Source organism: Dactylosporangium sp. NPDC051541, from assembly GCF_044454505.1.
In the GTDB taxonomy this organism is placed as follows: Bacteria; Actinomycetota; Actinomycetes; order Mycobacteriales; family Micromonosporaceae; genus Dactylosporangium.
This window is the reverse complement of record NZ_JBITDU010000012.1, coordinates 1-15,736: the sequence shown is the minus strand read 5'-3', so window position 1 is coordinate 15,736 and position 15,736 is coordinate 1. Positions and strand designations below refer to the sequence as shown.

The 15,736-nt window shown below is 69.6% G+C and carries 17 protein-coding genes and 3 tRNA genes; 12 read left to right on the top strand and 8 right to left on the bottom strand.

Annotation, left to right across the window (positions count from 1 at the left end; translation table 11 throughout):
- Nucleotides 1–25 precede the first annotated feature (25 nt).
- From ACIA8L_RS40070 to ACIA8L_RS40030, 9 genes are all read left to right on the top strand, one after another.
- A complete protein-coding gene (locus ACIA8L_RS40070) occupies nt 26–2,056 on the top strand; it encodes a cell division protein FtsK (RefSeq protein WP_395912914.1) in 2,031 nt (676 codons plus the stop codon).
- 260 nt (nt 2,057–2,316) lie between these two features.
- Entirely contained in the window at nt 2,317–2,613 is a 297-nt protein-coding gene (locus ACIA8L_RS40065; protein ID WP_395912912.1) for a hypothetical protein, read from the top strand.
- Nucleotides 2,610–2,915, top strand: a complete 306-nt coding sequence (locus tag ACIA8L_RS40060; RefSeq protein ID WP_395912910.1) for a hypothetical protein — start codon at nt 2,610–2,612, stop codon at nt 2,913–2,915. The genes ACIA8L_RS40065 and ACIA8L_RS40060 overlap by 4 nt, the downstream gene beginning before the upstream one ends.
- Nucleotides 2,915–4,063 (top strand): bifunctional DNA primase/polymerase, encoded by a 1,149-nt coding sequence (locus ACIA8L_RS40055; protein WP_395913348.1) that lies wholly within the window; start codon nt 2,915–2,917, stop codon nt 4,061–4,063. The genes ACIA8L_RS40060 and ACIA8L_RS40055 overlap by 1 nt, the downstream gene beginning before the upstream one ends.
- Nucleotides 4,060–4,797 (top strand): DNA cytosine methyltransferase, encoded by a 738-nt coding sequence (locus ACIA8L_RS40050; RefSeq protein WP_395912909.1) that lies wholly within the window; start codon nt 4,060–4,062, stop codon nt 4,795–4,797. Before ACIA8L_RS40055 ends, ACIA8L_RS40050 begins: the two co-directional genes overlap by 4 nt.
- Nucleotides 4,798–4,801: 4 nt before the next feature.
- Nucleotides 4,802–6,007, top strand: coding sequence for an AAA family ATPase (locus ACIA8L_RS40045; protein ID WP_395912907.1), 1,206 nt, complete (start codon nt 4,802–4,804; stop codon nt 6,005–6,007).
- A complete protein-coding gene (locus ACIA8L_RS40040) occupies nt 6,004–6,300 on the top strand; it encodes a helix-turn-helix domain-containing protein (protein WP_395912906.1) in 297 nt (98 codons plus the stop codon). The genes ACIA8L_RS40045 and ACIA8L_RS40040 overlap by 4 nt, the downstream gene beginning before the upstream one ends.
- A 14-nt stretch (nt 6,301–6,314) precedes the next feature.
- Complete coding sequence (locus ACIA8L_RS40035) at nt 6,315–7,574, top strand: tyrosine-type recombinase/integrase (protein WP_395912904.1); 1,260 nt, start codon at nt 6,315–6,317, stop codon at nt 7,572–7,574.
- Between the two features lie 114 nt (nt 7,575–7,688).
- The gene (locus ACIA8L_RS40030; RefSeq protein WP_395912903.1) at nt 7,689–8,183 is read left to right on the top strand and encodes a hypothetical protein; all 495 of its coding nucleotides are present in this window, start codon (nt 7,689–7,691) and stop codon (nt 8,181–8,183) included.
- Between the two features lie 112 nt (nt 8,184–8,295).
- On the opposite strand, the gene ACIA8L_RS40025 is transcribed toward ACIA8L_RS40030, so the two are convergent.
- The 4 genes from ACIA8L_RS40025 to ACIA8L_RS40010 all read right to left on the bottom strand — a co-directional run bounded on the left by ACIA8L_RS40025 (nt 8,296) and on the right by ACIA8L_RS40010 (nt 9,283).
- Nucleotides 8,296–8,369, bottom strand: a tRNA-Phe gene (locus tag ACIA8L_RS40025).
- 26 nt (nt 8,370–8,395) lie between these two features.
- Nucleotides 8,396–8,469: transfer RNA gene (locus ACIA8L_RS40020), tRNA-Asp, on the bottom strand.
- A 26-nt stretch (nt 8,470–8,495) separates the two neighbouring features.
- Nucleotides 8,496–8,568: transfer RNA gene (locus ACIA8L_RS40015), tRNA-Glu, on the bottom strand.
- Nucleotides 8,569–8,689: 121 nt separating this feature from the next.
- Complete coding sequence (locus ACIA8L_RS40010) at nt 8,690–9,283, bottom strand: polysaccharide deacetylase family protein (RefSeq protein ID WP_395913346.1); 594 nt, start codon at nt 9,281–9,283, stop codon at nt 8,690–8,692.
- Here ACIA8L_RS40010 and ACIA8L_RS40005 point away from each other — a divergent pair.
- The gene (locus ACIA8L_RS40005) at nt 9,282–9,587 is read left to right on the top strand and encodes a hypothetical protein (RefSeq protein WP_395913385.1); all 306 of its coding nucleotides are present in this window, start codon (nt 9,282–9,284) and stop codon (nt 9,585–9,587) included. The genes ACIA8L_RS40010 and ACIA8L_RS40005 overlap by 2 nt on opposite strands.
- Before the next feature lie 131 nt (nt 9,588–9,718).
- Here the strand turns inward: ACIA8L_RS40005 and ACIA8L_RS40000 are convergent, their stop codons facing one another.
- Genes ACIA8L_RS40000 through crtI form a run of 3 tightly spaced genes read right to left on the bottom strand, consistent with a single transcriptional unit; the run spans nt 9,719 to nt 12,625 of the window.
- Nucleotides 9,719–10,606 (bottom strand): MerR family transcriptional regulator, encoded by an 888-nt coding sequence (locus ACIA8L_RS40000; protein ID WP_395913344.1) that lies wholly within the window; start codon nt 10,604–10,606, stop codon nt 9,719–9,721.
- Nucleotides 10,603–11,133, bottom strand: a complete 531-nt coding sequence (gene idi, locus ACIA8L_RS39995) for an isopentenyl-diphosphate Delta-isomerase (protein ID WP_395912901.1) — start codon at nt 11,131–11,133, stop codon at nt 10,603–10,605. The genes ACIA8L_RS40000 and idi overlap by 4 nt, the downstream gene beginning before the upstream one ends.
- Before the next feature lies 1 nt (nt 11,134).
- The gene (gene crtI, locus ACIA8L_RS39990; RefSeq protein WP_395912899.1) at nt 11,135–12,625 is read right to left on the bottom strand and encodes a phytoene desaturase family protein; all 1,491 of its coding nucleotides are present in this window, start codon (nt 12,623–12,625) and stop codon (nt 11,135–11,137) included.
- Between the two features lie 101 nt (nt 12,626–12,726).
- On the opposite strand from crtI, the gene ACIA8L_RS39985 reads away from it, so the two are divergent.
- Nucleotides 12,727–13,689, top strand: a complete 963-nt coding sequence (locus tag ACIA8L_RS39985; RefSeq protein WP_395912897.1) for a phytoene/squalene synthase family protein — start codon at nt 12,727–12,729, stop codon at nt 13,687–13,689.
- Between the two features lie 11 nt (nt 13,690–13,700).
- Complete coding sequence (locus tag ACIA8L_RS39980) at nt 13,701–14,951, top strand: cryptochrome/photolyase family protein (protein WP_395912895.1); 1,251 nt, start codon at nt 13,701–13,703, stop codon at nt 14,949–14,951.
- Here the strand turns inward: ACIA8L_RS39980 and ACIA8L_RS39975 are convergent.
- Nucleotides 14,944–15,282: a hypothetical protein gene (locus tag ACIA8L_RS39975; protein ID WP_395912893.1), complete on the bottom strand. Its 339-nt coding sequence runs from the start codon at nt 15,280–15,282 to the stop codon at nt 14,944–14,946. The two genes, ACIA8L_RS39980 and ACIA8L_RS39975, sit on opposite strands and share 8 nt — an antisense overlap.
- Nucleotides 15,283–15,736 lie beyond the last annotated feature (454 nt).

Genomic DNA, 15,736 nt, shown 5'->3' with positions numbered 1-15,736 from the left:
ATCAGGAAGTCTGGAGATCTTCAGCATGACGACCAACGAACCGGACCGCGAGCACCCGAACGGGTTCGACTGGAACAAGGCAGAAGCAGACGTAGCCGACGTCGTCGACCTCGACGCGGCCCGCGCCCGCCGCGACGGTACGAGCGCTGCAGGACACTTCGACGTCGCCCTCGACGACGAGCCACAGCCGGGCGGCGTGCTGGTCGACGCTCCGCCAGCCGATTCGAAGGGCCGCCGTCCGATCATCCCCACCCGGCTGGTGGGCTGGCAGAACTTCAAGGCGACCCTGCGAGACATCGCCGAGGACGTGTTGCACCGCGCGGGTTACCACGCGGTCCGGGCGCCCTGGTACGGCATCCAGGCCGGATTCTGGGCCAGTGTCGGCGTGTTCAAGCTGCTCGGGCGGCAACTGCGCTGGTGGTGGCTGTCCGAGCAGTACGGGCTGCGGCAGCGCGCAGCCGACGACAACGACCCGCAAACCTGGTACAAGCTGCACCGCGAGGTTAAAGCCACCCGCACATGGCGCGGCATCGTCCTGGCCGCCGAGCTGGTCGCGGTCGGTGTTGGCGGCCCGGTCGCTTATGCCCTGGCCCCATGGTGGGTCGTTGGCCTGGCCGCCGCCGGTGCGGTGTGTGGCCTGGCTCGGCTCGGCCACCCGGAAGACAAGCCGATCCTGCGGCCGGCGGTAGTCGCCGGGCGGTACCGACGCGTCAATCCCGACATCATCCTGCGTGCCTACTACGCCGCCGGGCTCGGGCATCCGGATAAGCCGCACCAGCAGGTCACGTTCGGGTCCACGATGTCCCGCGACGCGACCGGTTCGGGTTCGCAGGTGGTCATCGACCTGCCGTACGGCAAGACGTGGGAGGACGTGCTTAAGGCCAAGGGCGCCGTCGCCTCCGGTCTGGACGTGTCGGTGAACCAGGTGTTCCTCACCCGCGACCCGTCCTCGCACCGGCGGCATGTGCTGTTCGTCGCCGACCGCGACCCTCTCGCAGTGCCGGCCGGGCGGACGCCGCTGTTGGACGGCAAGGTTCGCGACATCTGGGCACCAGCGCCGCTGGGGCTGGACGAGCGCGGGCGCAAGGTCGAGCTGCTGCTGATGTGGATCAGCGTGTTGGTCGGTGCGCAGCCGCGCAAGGGCAAGACGTTCGCGACCCGGCTCCTCGCGCTGTATGCGGCGCTGGACCCGTACGTGCGGCTCATCGTCGTGGACGGCAAGATGTCGCCGGACTGGGACAAGTTCCGCCTGGTCGCGCACCGCATGGTCTTCGGGACCGTCCCGAACAGCCGCGACAACGACCCGGTGGAGCACCTCCTGGAAGTGCTCCGCGAGGTCAAGGCCCACATTCAGGAGGTCAACGACTTCCTCGCGTCGCTGCCGACGTCCGAGTGCCCGGAAGGCAAGATCACGCGAGAGCTGTCGCGGAAGTACCCGCAGCTGCGCGTCTGGATGCTCGTGATGGAGGAGTTCCAGGCGTACTACGAGCTGGACAGCCAGGAGATCAACAAGGAGATCGCCGCGCTGCTGTCGTTCATCATGGCCGTGGGTCCGTCCGCCGGCGTGATTCTGCTGTCCTCCAGCCAGAAGCCGGGCGGTATCGGCGCGGGGGATGTGGGGCGGCTGTTCAACCGCTTCCGTGACAACCACGCCGTGCGGTTCGCCCTCAAGTGCGGCAACCGCATCGTGTCCGAGGCGATCCTCGGCGGGGAGGCGTACTCCGAGGGCTACGACGCCTCGGCGCTGCCCAACGGCCCCGCAGTACCGGGGCGTCGGCTACCTCTACGGCGCCACCGACGACACCCCGACCGTGCGGACCTACCTGGCCGACCACGGCGACGCCGAGCGCATCCTCACCGCCGCGCGCAAGCACCGCGAGACGGCCGGCACGCTGTCCGGCGCGGCGATCGGCGAGACCATCACCCGCGACATGCGCGACACCCTCGCCGACGTCCGAGGCGTGTTCCTGGCCGGGGAGAAGGGCCTGCACTGGCCGGTCATCGCGGCCCGGCTCGCCGAGCGGCTGCCGGAGCACTACGCCGATATCACCCCTGACGCGATCTCGGCGCAGCTCCGGGACCGTGTACCGAGCGTGAACGTCAAGGTTCGCGGCGAGGTCCTCCGCGGCGCCCGGCTCGCCGATATCGACGGGGCGATCGACCGCCGCAAGAGCGCCTGAACGGTAGCGGCGGCCCTGCTACCGGTAGCGCCGCCGCTACCCACCCCGCTACCAACCTGGCCAGCCGCTACCCACGCAGGTAGCGAGTAGCGCCAGCGGCCCTCTGCGCCCAAAAACAGCCTCTGGAGGCACTTCCGTGTCCGTCCTTGCCGCTACCACTACCGGCCACCCGGCCGCCCTCGGACTCCTCATCCTCGCTTCGGTCGGCATTACGTTCGGTTACCTGCTCGCCTGCTGGCTCTGGCCGTTCGTGGCCTGCCGCCGCTGCTCGGGCAGCGGCAAGCGCCGCGCCCTGTTCGGCGGCCGAGCGTTCGGCATCTGCCGCCGCTGCGACGGCACCGGCCGCCAACTCCGGCCCGGCCGCCGCGCTATCAACTACCTGCGCACCGTCAAGGCCAACGACCGCAGCAACCGCACCGGCGGCACCCGATGACCGCCCTCAACCACCGCCACATCGGCACCGTCCGCCGAGGCGACCACCCCGAGTGGTGCGCGCAGGGGCACCGCTGCGGCCTCGACGAGCACCGCGCCACCCCGCTCACCGTCACCGTTCCCGGTCTCGGCCGCGCCACCCTCACCCGCGTGCACGCTAACGACGGCCGGGAGCATGCAGAAGTCCTCCTGACCGTCGCCCTTGCCGCCGACGAGTCCACCGCCCGCGTGCAGCTGCTCGGCGTCGTCCGTGACCTGAAGACCGTCATTGGCCGCGCCGCCGACGTGCACCGGGCGGCGTGATGGCGTTCCTCGACTGGAGCACCCACCGCAACGGCCCGCTTCAGCCCTGCCGCATCTGCCGCGCTCCGGCGCTTATGCGCGACGAACACGGCGAGCCATGCCACAAGGCATGCGCAGAGGCTGTCGCCGACACACAAGTGCCGCCCGACATGCCGGAAGTCCCAGCCGACTTGCTGACCCTTGGAGTGTCCAATATGGAGCTTCGCCCTGATCCTGAGACATTGCTGCGCAACGCTTTGACGGCTGCCGAGCGTGGCTGGCACGTCTTCCCGGTCGCGGTCAACGCCAAGCACCCCGCGTTCCCCGATCACGACGCCGAGCGTTGCACCGGCCGAGACCCGCGCTGTGCACGAGCGGGCGGGCATGTCGGCTGGGAGCCACGGGCCACCGTTGATACCGATCGCATCTCGCGGGCGTGGTCCCGCACGCCGTACAACGTCGGAATCGCGTGCGGCCCGTCCGCCCTCACGGTGGTCGACCTCGACGTGCCCAAGCCGGGCCAGGAGCCCCCGGCCGCGTTCGTCGGTGATCGGCACGGCGCGGCCGTGCTGCACCACGTCGCGGCCGAGGCCAGGCAGCCGTACCCGGACGGCACGCACACCGTGATGACTGGCCGGGGCGGGCAGCACCTCTACTTCACCCATCCGGCGGACGGCCCGGCGCTGCGCAATTCGGCCGGCAAACTCGGCTGGCTGATCGACACCCGCGCCCACGGCGGCTACGTCCTCGGCGCTGGGTCGATCGTCGCCGGACGACCTTACAAGACCGCGGCCGACGCTGACCCGGCACCGCTGCCGGAGTGGCTGGCAGAGCGGCTGCGGCCCGCGCCGCTGCCGGAGCGGCGGTTGGTCGTGGTCGAGCTCGCCCCTGACCGACGTGGCCGGTACCTCACCACGGCGGTTGAGCGAGAGTGCGAGCGGGTCGCCCGCGCCGGGACGGCCCGCAACCGGGAACTCTACGCCGCAGCCGTTGCCCTCGGGCAGTTGGTTGCCGGTGGAGAGCTGCCCGCCGACTACGTGGAGCGGGAACTCACGAGGGCGGCCGAGGCGTGCGGCCTGCACACCGACCCGCCACCCGGACAGGTCCTGCGGACTATCGCCAGCGGCCTGCGCGCCGGACAGCGTCGCCCGCGGAGCGTGGTGGCGTGAACGGCGTTGAGCCGCTCAACGTGCTGGAGCTGTTCGCCGGGATTGGCGGCCTGTCGCTCGGGTTGCAGCGGGCCGGGATGCGCGTCGTCGGTCACGTCGAGATCAACCCCTTCTGTCGCGCTGTTCTGCACAAGCATTGGCCGGAGGTGCCCGCCCATGACGACGTCCGTACCGCTGTCCAGTGGTGGCGTTCCGAACCCCGGCCTCAGGTCGATGTCGTGGCCGGCGGTTATCCCTGCCAGGGAGAGTCGGTGCTCGGCCACCGCCGAGGGGCCGACGATCCGCGATGGCTCTGGAAGCCGATGGCCGAGGTCATCGCCGATCTACGACCGCGATACGTCATCGGGGAGAACGTCCTCGGCCACCGCACCCGCGGGCTCGGCACCGTCCTGCGGGACCTGCGACGACTGCGATACACCGCCCGCGCCGGCGTTGTCCGAGCTTGCGCAATGGGCGCCGCACACCCACGAGCCCGGCTGTTCGTCCTGGCCCACGCCGAGGGCAGCGGACGCCCGCCGCGGTGCCTTGACCCCCGAGACGATCACCCGCAAGCAGCAGACGCGCAAGAACGGCCTGAGCCTTACCGACGTCATCGGTGGCCGGCCGAACCCCGAGTGGGTCGAGTGGCTCATGGGGTTCCCGCCCGGGTGGACCGACTTGCAGGCCTCGGCAACGCCGTCGTCCCCGCCGTCGCCGAGCACATCGGCCGACTCCTCACCGACGACCGGAGGTGACCCCATGACCAGCAGCAGCAACGAGGAGGCGACCGTGTACGACGTCGACCAACCCGACGACGACCGGCCGGCAGCCGTACCGCACTTGCGCGTCGTCGACTCCACCGACGCCGACGTGCTCGGCACCCGCCGCAACCCGGGCCGGATCAAGACGTCATGGTCGGCGACCGACCTCATGGCGATGACGTTCGACCCGCCGCGCTGGGCCGTCCCCGGCCTTATCTGTGAGGGCGTTTCCCTGCTATGTGGGCCGCCGAAGGTCGGCAAGTCGTGGCTGGCGCTCGCCCTCGGCCTTGCCGTCGCCTCCGGCGGCCGGGCGTTCGACTCCATCCCGGTTGAGGGCGGTCCGGTGCTGTACCTCGCACTCGAGGACACGCCCCGGCGGTTGCAGTCGCGCATCGCGACCGTGCTCGGCGGGCAGCCCGCACCGGCCGCCCTGACCCTCGCCACCGCATGCCCGCCGCTGCCGCAAGGCGGTGACGAGGCGATCGCGAATTGGCTCGACCGCAACCGCGATGCTCGGATGGTCATCATCGACGTCTTCGCCAAGCTCCGTGGGGCCAGCGCGCCGGGCGCCTCGGCCTACGACGCCGACTACACCGCTGTGGGCCGGATCAAAAAGGTCGCCGACCACTACGGCATTGCCGTGCTCATGGTCCACCACGTCCGCAAAGCCGCCTCAGAGGACTTCCTCTCCGAGGTGTCCGGCACCAACGGCATCGCCGGAGCGGCCGACGCGACGCTCGTGCTCAAACGCCCCCGCGGGCAGGCCGATGGGGTCCTGCACGTCACCGGCCGCGATGTCGACGAAGCCGAGTACGCGCTGGGGTTCCAGCCCGCCTCAGGCGCCTGGTACATGCTCGATGGCCCGGCGCAGGACCACGCAGTAGGCGACACCCGCGGCAAGATCCTGCGCTGGCTGCGCGACAACCCCGGCTCACGGCCGAAGGTCATCGCCGAAGTCACCGACACCGACTACGAGCTGGTCAAGAAGACGCTTCAGCGCATGCTCGCCGACGGCCAGGTGATCGCCGACGCCCGCGGCTCGTACCGCCTCCCCGGCGCGGTGGGGGACAGCGCACACGGGAGTGTCCCTCCTGTCCCCGCTGTCCCCGAACTGGCCATGAGCAGCGCCAACAGCACATCAACTCAGGGACACCGCAGGGACGAACTGTCCCTGCGGGCGCAGAACTGGGGAGAACCGCAGTGACCGCCCTGAATGGCCGACACCGCCCGACCGGTACGCCGAACACACTCGAACCGCAGATCTTGCCCCAGCAGCGCTCACACCGGGCCGCCAGCCCGATACCGGCGCCTCTGCTCCTGACCGTCGAAGAGGCTGCCGCTCGCCTCCAGATCGGCCGGACCCTCATGTACGACCTGCTTCGCACCGGCGCAGTCGCATCTGTACAGGTCGGACGCCTGCGCCGGATTCGGCCGGCCGATTTGGAGGCGTACACCGCTTCCCTCACTCCCGATGTCCCCGACGCCCAGGCCGCTTGAGAGGAACCGAGCTGATGCCAAGGAAGAAGCGCGCGGAGGGCACGCGGGCGCCGAACATGACGGCGAGTGTGTACGAGGGCAACGACGGTCGCTGGCACGGGCGGGTGACCATGGGCGTGCTGGACAACGGCAAGCCCGACCGGCGGCACGTCAGCGCCAAGACGGAGGCCGAGGTCTGGAAAAAGGTCCGTGACCTGGAGAACGACCGTGACGCGGGACGGATCAAGCGCCCTGGTCGCGCCGGGACGGTCGAGACATGGCTCACGCACTGGCTGGAAGCGATCGCTGCGGGCAGCGTACGGCCGAAGACGTTCGCGGGCTACCAGACCGCCGTCAAGCGACACCTGATCCCTGGTGTGGGCGCGCATCGGCTCGACCGGCTCCAGCCCGAACACCTTGAGCGGCTGTACACGGCGATGCGCGAGCGTGGCCTCAAGCCCGCCACTGTTCACCAGGTGCACCGGACAGTACGGACCGCGCTCAATGAGGCGCTGCGGCGCGGCCGGATCGTCAAGAATCCGGTTCGGGACGCCAAGGCGCCCCGGGTGGTCGAGGAGGAGATCGAGCCGTTCACCCTTGCGGAGGCGCAGCGCATCCTTCGGGCGGCGGCTGGTCGACGCAACGGCGTGCGGTACGCCCTGGCGCTCGCTATCGGCCTCCGTCAGGGTGAGGCCCTGGGGCTCCAATGGCGCGACGTCAACGCCGAGGCCCACACGCTGACCATCCGTCGAGCGCTCCAGCGCCACACCTGGCGGCACGGCTGCGGCGGGGTGTGCGGGCGCAAGCGTGGCGCGGACTGCCCGGACCGGCGCGGGGGAGGGCTGGTCGTGGTCGACACCAAGTCGCGTGCCGGCCGACGCGTCGTCGGCGTTCCCGGCCCGCTAATGGCCGCGCTGGGAGCACACCGCGAGCGGCAGAACGTCGAGCGGGCAACCGCAGCCGACCTGTGGCAGGACGACGGGTGGGTGTTCGCCCAACCGACCGGAAAGCCCGTCGACCCCCGAGCCGACCATCGCGAGTGGCGCGAGTTGCTCACGGAGGCCGAGGTGCGCGAGGCACGGCTACATGACGCCCGCCATACCGCCGCAACCATGTTGCTGGTGCTCAAGGTGCCGACCCGTGCCGTCATGGACGTCATGGGCTGGTCTCAGGCCAGCATGGCGACGCGCTATCAACACGTCCCGATCGAAGTCCTCAGCGGCATCGCCAAGCAGGTCGAGGGGCTCTTGTGGATTGCTGGCGAATCGACGAGCGAGCAGGCTGACTTGGCGTAACCTTTTGTGCCCCTTCATCGTTATTTGATCGTTTCGCGGGGCCTATCAAGGTCAGGATAGGCCCCGCTTCCTCTCGGCGACCCGTCAGGGCGCACCAACCCGGAAGGAGTGCCCATGGATAAGACGGCACTCGAAAAAGCGATGCAGACCGTCTACAACGTCATCCCGGAGTTCAACGAGACCTACGTCAAGCCGCCGTTCGACTTCCTCGTCCGGGTGGCCCTGTTGCTCGGCTCCGAGGAGGCGTTGTGGGGTTCGATGCAGACTGGCGACGATGAGGCGATCGTCGAGGCCGTGGTCTTCAGTGAGACCCGTGTCGTTCACGCGCTTCGCGCTGACGATCAGCTCTCGGTTCGAGCGTTCCGCCGAAACGACCTGACGGACCTCGCGATCGACGGCGTAGGCGCTGAGGAGTTTAGGAACGACTGGGTCACGACGTGGCCGGGGAGCCCCCGCCTTACGGCGACCTATCGCAACGGCGCTGTGCTGCGACTGCCGATGTTCCGAGGGACGCTCACCCAGCCCATCCGCCGTCACTTCGACAGCTTCTTTCCGCAGCTCGTACAAGATCTCACTCCCGGCCGAGACCACGACACGACGACCGAGTGAGACCAGAATCGAGACCAAAGATCATCTAGTCGGCGCATAGACCACCGAACGACAAAACCCCCGACCGGCGTTTCCGCTGGTCGGGGGTCGTAAAGCCCGGCGAAGAGCTTTGTGGGCAGGGGCGGGGTCGAACCGCCGACCTTCCGCTTTTCAGGCGGACGCTCGTACCGACTGAGCTACCTGCCCAGGATGACCCAAACGAGTGGGCCTTGCGGTCCTGACGGGACTTGAACCCGCGACCTCCGCCTTGACAGGGCGGCGAGCACTCCAACTGCTCCACAGGACCTAGCTTTGCATGAAACTGTAACTCCGTACCCCCAACGGGATTCGAACCCGTGCTACCGCCTTGAAAGGGCGGCGTCCTGGGCCGCTAGACGATGAGGGCGGCCCCGCTATCATCGCATATCGCACGACTAACGCGGTGTTGCTCCCATCCGGCCCCGCCGGAGGCTTTCAGAGCATACGTGACCCCTCACATGTTCTCCAAATGAGTATCCACCGCTGGGTCACACAGGCATCGCTACCAGCGTGAACTTGCCCTTCAGCTCCGGCAGCAAGGTCTTGTACGCGGCCACCGTGGCGCTGCGGTCGCCGCCTCCGTCGTGGGAGAGGACGATCGAGCCGGGCTTCGTGTTGTTCCTCACTGTGGAGCAGATGTGGTTGGTCATCTGCTGGCCCTGCCATTTTTTCAGGTTCCAGTCCCACGGGTCGACGTTCCAGCCGAGTGACTTCATGCCCAGGTCGGCGGCGATTTGGACGGCCTGGGGGGTGAAGTTGCCGCCGGGGTGGCGGAAATATTTTACGACCGCCCCGGGCACGGCCTGCTGGATTGCGTCGTTGGTCTTCTGCAGGTCGGCCCGGATGACGTCGGCCGACTTCTTGCCCAAGGACTCGTCGTGCTTCCACGTGTGGTTGCACAGCGTGTGACCGTCGGCCACGATCTGTTGGACGTACTGCGGGTACTCCTGGACGTTCGCCCCGATCACGCAGAACGTGGCCTTGATGCCCTGGTCGCGCAGCATCTTCAGGATCGTCGGGGTGTCCGGGCCGGGGCCGTCGTCGAAGGTCAGCGCCACCGTCTGGTCACCGGTCGTACGGATGATGCCGTCGGAGGGGGCGCTGGACGAAGCCGAAGCGGACGGCGAGGCCGAGGCCGAAGCGGAGGCCGACGCCGACGGGGAAGCCGAGGTCGACGGGCGAGCGGAGGGAGAGGCGCTGCCACCGGGCGCGGCGATCTGGTGCGCGACCGGGTCACCGCCGCCCTGGCCCCCGACACCCGGCGCGGACCCGGAGCCGGACGCGTGCCACGAAGCGGCGGAGGGAGCGTCGGACGAGCAGCCCGCAACAAACAGAGAAACGCTGATCACCGCTCCCAACGCGGCGAGTCGTACACGAGGCATGTGAGGCTCCGAGGGGTCTTTGAGGTTTCCCTGACGGAGCGACACGTTACGGATTCGAGATGATGAGTGACCTCCAGCGTTCAGGCCGTGGCACGAACCGGGGAGACCGGGAGCAAGGCACTTTTACGCAGATGACTACGTAAGTGCTGACGTCAGTGCGACCAAGGCGTCGCTCAGGCTGTCCGGAAGGGCCACGCCCGCTGGTACGGACGGTCGGTCCCAGCCCGGGCCGCCCGCCGCCACCACCAGTGGCCGCGCCCGCTCGGCCAGGATCGACGCCAGCTGCTCGGGGCCGCCGGTGGCCCGGATCTGCGACCAGACGAGCACGGCCACCGGTCCGGTCCGGCGCACGGCCGCGGCCAGAGCCTCCGGCGGCACCCGCGCCCCCAGCGACCGTGCCGGCACACCGTCCGCCGCCAGGGCCGCCGCGACCGCTTCGATGGGCAGACTGTGCTGCTCGTCGTCCGCACAAGCCAGAAGAATTCGCGGGGGTACTCCGGCCGGCGGGCGCGGCACCGCGCCGAACACGGCACTGATGCAGCCCGAGACGAGGTGCTCGACCTCGACGAGCTCCCCGGTCGCGGCGTACCGCTCGCCGATGCCGGCCAGGACCGGCCTGAGGATGCCGTCCCACGCCGCGATGACCCCGAGCTCGCGGACCGCCTCGGCGATCCGCTGACGCACGGCCGGCGCGTCCAGTCGCATGGCCGCGCGGTTCAGGCCACGAACAGCCAGTACCAAATCCGGCGCATTTGAAGACGACGTGACCGCCGCCGCGTCCGTGCCCGGAATCGGCCGGCGGGCCCAACGGGCGGCCTCGGCCGGCGCGACGCCCTCGAAGATCAGGCGCTGCATGAGCTCCAGGCGTTCGATGTCCTGCTCGGTGTAACGCCGGTGGTGCCCCGGCTCGTGCAGCGACGGACCCATCCCGTAGCGCTGGTGCCACGTGCGCAGTGTCGTCACGGCGACGCCGAGCCGCCGCGCCACGGCCCCGGCCGAGTAGGCGGCGGCGGGGTTGTTCATCCGGCGGCCGACCGCCACGCGTCGATCACACCGGCCAGCCACGGCGCGTAGAAGTCGGGGAACCGCTTGAGCCGGTCGGCGAGCTCGTCCGGGTGGACCCACTCGACCTCGGCGACCTCGTCCGGGTCGGCGCGGACGTCACCCTCGTAGGGGCCGACGAGCACGTGGTCGTATTCGAACTCGACGCGCCCGGAGTCAGGATCGTCGGCCTGGTAGAGGTACACCCCGACCTCCTGCAGCGGTGGGGCGGAGACGCCGAGCTCCTCGCCCAGCCGGCGCGCGGCCGCGGTGGCGACGGGCTCGCCGGGGGCCGGGTGCCCGCAGCAGGCGTTGGCCCAGCGCAGCGCGAACCGGGTCTTCGCCGCGGCGCGCTGCTGCAGCAGGATCCGGCCGTCGGGCGCGACGAGCAGCACGGAGAAGGCCCGGTGGAGCCGGCCGGGGGACCGGTGGGCGGCGTCGACGGTGGCGTTGCCGTCGGCGGTGCCGTCGGGCCGGACCAGCTCGACCAGTTGCGATTCGCGAGACAAGTTACTCCCCGGTGACACGGCTCGCCGCGAGGCGGCCGGAGATGAGCACCATGGGCACGCCGACGCCGGGCTGGGTGCCCGAGCCGACGAAGACCACATTGGACAGTGTGGGGTGGAGGTTGCCCGGCCGGAAGGGGCCGGTCTGGCGCAGGGTGTGCGCGGCGGCGAACGGGGTGCCGGCGGCCATGCCCTGGTCGGCCCAGTCGGCCGGCGTGATGAACTTCGACACCTCGATGCCGTCGCCGAAGCCGACGTATCCCCGCTGCTCCAGCGTCTCGATGAGCTCGCTGCGGTAGGTCCCGGCGAGCGAGCCGCGCCAGTCGAGGAGCTTCGCGGTGAGGTTCGGCGTCGGGGCCAGCACGTAGTAGGTCTGCTTGCCGTCCGGCGCGAGCGACGGGTCGGTGTGTGTGGGGTTGGTGACCAGCAGTGACGGGTCGCTCATCAGCCGGCCCTGGTCGATGACCTCGTCGAACGACTCGCGCCACAACCGTCCGAAGTGGATGTTGTGGTGCGCGATCGCGCCGTAGGACTGGCTCGAGCCGACGTGCAGCACGACGCAGGACGGCGAGTAGCGCAGCGGCCCGAGCAGCGGGTTGCGCCATCTGGTCGGCGGGAGCAGGTCGCGGTAGGCCACCGGCAGGTCCGGGTTGAGGACCACGACGTCGGCCGGGAACCGGCGGCCGTCCGCGGTGGACACTCCGGTCGCGCGGCCGTTGCTCACCTCGACCCGGTTCACCTCGGCACCGTAGACGATCTCCACGCCGTGCTTCTCGGCGACGCCGGCGAGCGCCCGGGGGACCGCGTGGATGCCGCCCTCCGGGAAGTACACCCCGGCGACTGAGTCGAGGTAGGCGATGACCGCGTAGAGCGCGAGGGCGCGGTGCGGCGAGACGCCCGCGTACATCGCCTGGAAGGAGAAGATGCGGCGGGTCCGCGGGTCCTTGAAGTAGGAGTCCACCTTGGACTGCAGCCGGCCGAAGCCGCCGCGCCGGATCAGCCGCCACAGGTTGGCGGTGACCAGGTCCTGCGGCCGGTCGAGGTTGCGGTCGATGAAGTCGTCGCGCTCCAGGGCCCAGAGCTCGCGGGCGTGGTCGACGAAGCGGAGGTATCCGTCCGCCTCCCGGGACCCGCAGACCCGCGCGACCTCGCCGGCCATGCGGGCGGTGTCGGCGATCACGTCAAGGGTCGAGCCGTCGGGGAAGTGGGCGCGATAGGCCGGGTCGAGCTTGCGCATCGGCAGCCAGGTCGCGAGGTCCTCGCCGACCGTGCCGAGCACGTCTTCCAGCAGCTCCGGCATGGTGAGCACGGTCGGCCCGGTGTCGAACTCGTAGCCGTCCAGCTCCAGCCGCCCGGCCCGGCCGCCCGGGTGGTCCTCCCGCTCGAGCAGGGTGACGCTGCGTCCGGCGGCCGCGAGCCGGATGGCGGCGGCGAGCCCGCCGAGCCCGGCCCCGACGACCACAACGCGATCCGTCCGGCCCTCAACGGTTCGCATGGTGTCCCCCTGTGGGTTTCGGGTAGCTGTGCTGGCAAGGGTAGCGTAGGCTCGCCGTTGCGTCGATTCGTGCGTCGATTCGAGGCGAAACTGGAGGTCAGATGGATGCGTCCCTAGCCGCAGCGTACGAACGGTGCCGCGCGCTGCATCGGTTCCACGGTCGCACCTACTACCTCGCGACGCGACTGCTGCCCGAGTGGAAACGTCGGCATGTGCATGCTTTGTACGGTTTTACGCGCTACGCGGACGAGATCGTCGACCGCACCGAGGGCGGCACCCCGCAGGCCCGGGCCGAGGAGCTGGCCGCGTGGTCGGCCGAGTTCCTGCGCGGCCTGCGCGGCGGGCACACCGACGACCCGCTGCTGCCGGCCGTCCTGCACACCATTCAGGTGTTCGACATCGACCTCGAGGACTTCCGCAAGTTCCTCGAGAGCATGGCGATGGACCTGACCGTCACCGACTACGAGACGTACGACGACCTGCTCGTCTACATGGAGGGCTCGGCCGCCGTCATCGGCACGATGATGCTGCCGATCCTCGAGTCGTCCGACCGCGCCGCCGCCCGCGAACCGGCCCGCCAGCTCGGCCTGGCCTTCCAGCTCACCAACTTCATCCGAGACGTGGCCGAGGACCTCGAGCGCGGCCGCGTCTACCTGCCGCAACAGGACCTGGCCGAGTTCGGCGTCACGCGGGCCGACCTCGAAGAGGCGCTCGCCACAAAGCGAAGTTCGGAAAAGATCAAGCAGCTGATTCGGTACGAGCTGAGCCGGGCCAAACGCCATTACGCGCTCGCGGCGCCGGGAATCCCGATGCTGGCGCCCAAGTCGCAGGCGTGTATGCGGGCCGCCTATCGGCTGTACGGCGGCATTCTGGACGAGGTCGAGGCCCAGGACGCCGATGTGTTCGCGCGGCGGGCGACAGTACCCAAATGGAAGCGTTTGGCGGTTGCTTTGTCCTGCATCGTGGCCCGCCCGGGCACTCCCGTGCCGGCCGCGTCGATTGTGGAGGTTCCGCAGCAGCGGGAGGGCGCGGCACTGCTGGACCTGCGGGGCACCGCCGCATGAAGACGTGCGTCGTGCTGTTCACCCGCGACTTACGCGTGCACGACAATCCCGCTCTGTCGGCGTCGGTCAGCGCCTTCGACCGTGTACTGCCGCTGTTCGTGCACAACCCCGCGCTGGCTTCCGGTGCCAATCGGGCGCGCTTTCTGACCGGGGCGCTCGACGATCTGCGCTCGGCCTTGCAATCGCGCGGCGGGGATCTGGCGGAGCTGCGCGGCGACCCGGTCGACGAGGCGATTCGGGCAGCGAAGGCGGTCGACGCCTCGGCGATCGCGATCGCGGCGGACGTGAGCGGTTATGCCCGGGCCCGGGAGACGCGGCTGGCCGAGGCGTGTGCCGCGGCGCGGTTGGCGTTCAAGACGTTTCCCGGGGTCACGGTCGTGCCCCCGGCGGCGGTCCGGCCGGGCGGGGGCGGTTCGCATTACAAGGTGTTCACGCCGTACTACCGCTCGTGGGAGGCTTTCTCCCGGCGCGATGTTCTGGGCGCTCCGCGCAAGGTCGCGCTGCCCGACGATGTGCCGAAGTCGTGGCTTTCCTCCGCGGTCGGCAACCTCGGCGAGACGTCCGGGCGCAAGCAGTTGTCCTCCTGGCTCGCCGATGTCGCGGCCTACGATGAGAACCACGACAACATGGCCGCGGACCGGACTTCCCGCCTGAGCCCATACCTGCATTTCGGGTGCCTGTCCCCGCGTGAGGTCGTGGAGCGGGCGCAGGGCCAGGAGGGCGCCGAGCCGTTCATTCGCCAACTGTGCTGGCGCGACTTCTATCACCAGGTGCTGTCGGCTTTCCCGGATCTGCGCCGCAAGCCCTACCGCGCCAGTGCGGTCGAGGAATGGCGCGACGAGAAGGACGCGCTGCAGGCGTGGCAGGAAGGTCACACCGGCATGCCGATCGTCGACGCCGGCATGCGCCAGCTCCTGGCCGAGGGCTGGATGCACAACCGGGCCCGCCTCATCACCGCCTCCTATTTGACGAAGCATCTGAACGTCGACTGGCGGGCCGGCGGCGACCACTTCTTCGACCTGCTCCTCGACGGCGACGTGGCCAACAACTACGGCAACTGGCAGTGGGTCGCCGGCACGGGCAACGACACGAAGCCGTACCGGCGATTCAGCCCACTGCGCCAGGCCGAACGCTTCGACCCGACCGGCGACTACGTCCGCCGCTATGTCCCGGAGCTGGCCCACATCCCCGGCAAGGCGATCCACCAGCCGTGGGAACTACCCGCTCCGGAACGCCGCGGTTATCCAGCGCTCCTCAAGTGAGCTCATTGCGTTTCGGCGACACCACTTTCGCCCGTCCGATTGCCGGATTGACCGCCGCGTCAAACCACCCGCGCTGCCGATCGTTGCGATCCCAGTCCCTCTTCCCCGCCCTTGGTCGCCCAGCGTTGAGCGTGACGCCGGCGGCCCGGAGACTGGCCCCGGGAACCCGCCGCGGCAGCAGCCCGTAGGTATTGAGCGTCCACTCGGCGGCCTTGCGGAAGTCGCACGGATAGCTGCTGCCGCAGGCGGAGCAGTCCTCTGCGTTGAGCGAGGGCAGATGCACGGCCACGACCTGCTGCGCGGCCAGAACCCCGGCCTGTGAGTACCCCACGGTTTGTTGAACCACCTTTCGCGCGTGCACGTAGGTTGGAGTAGGAGGGCGGGTTCGCGTCGGGGGCAGCCAAGGGTCAGTTGGCTGCCTGACGGCGCACCCGCCCGTTCACCCGACCGCGCGAGCCCCCACGCTCAGGGGCCCTGGGCACAGCGCCAACGGGACTACCGAATCGTCCATTCTGCACGTGCAGATTGCAATAACTTGTGGCCCAACGGCACCCGGATCTGCCTCGGGACCACTCGAATGGGTGACACGCCTGGCCGCCGCACCCCTCTAGTTGCGCCGATCGCCCAACCCCGAAACAAAGGCGGCACCCGAACCACCCTCGCGCGCGACTGCATCGGCACCTTATGGGCTAGTACTCCAGCCCGGGTTCGTTATCTAGGCATGGTTGTCGATGGTCTGGCGGCGGCGGTAGTGGCTGATTTTGGCGCGGGCTTGGTGGCGTCGG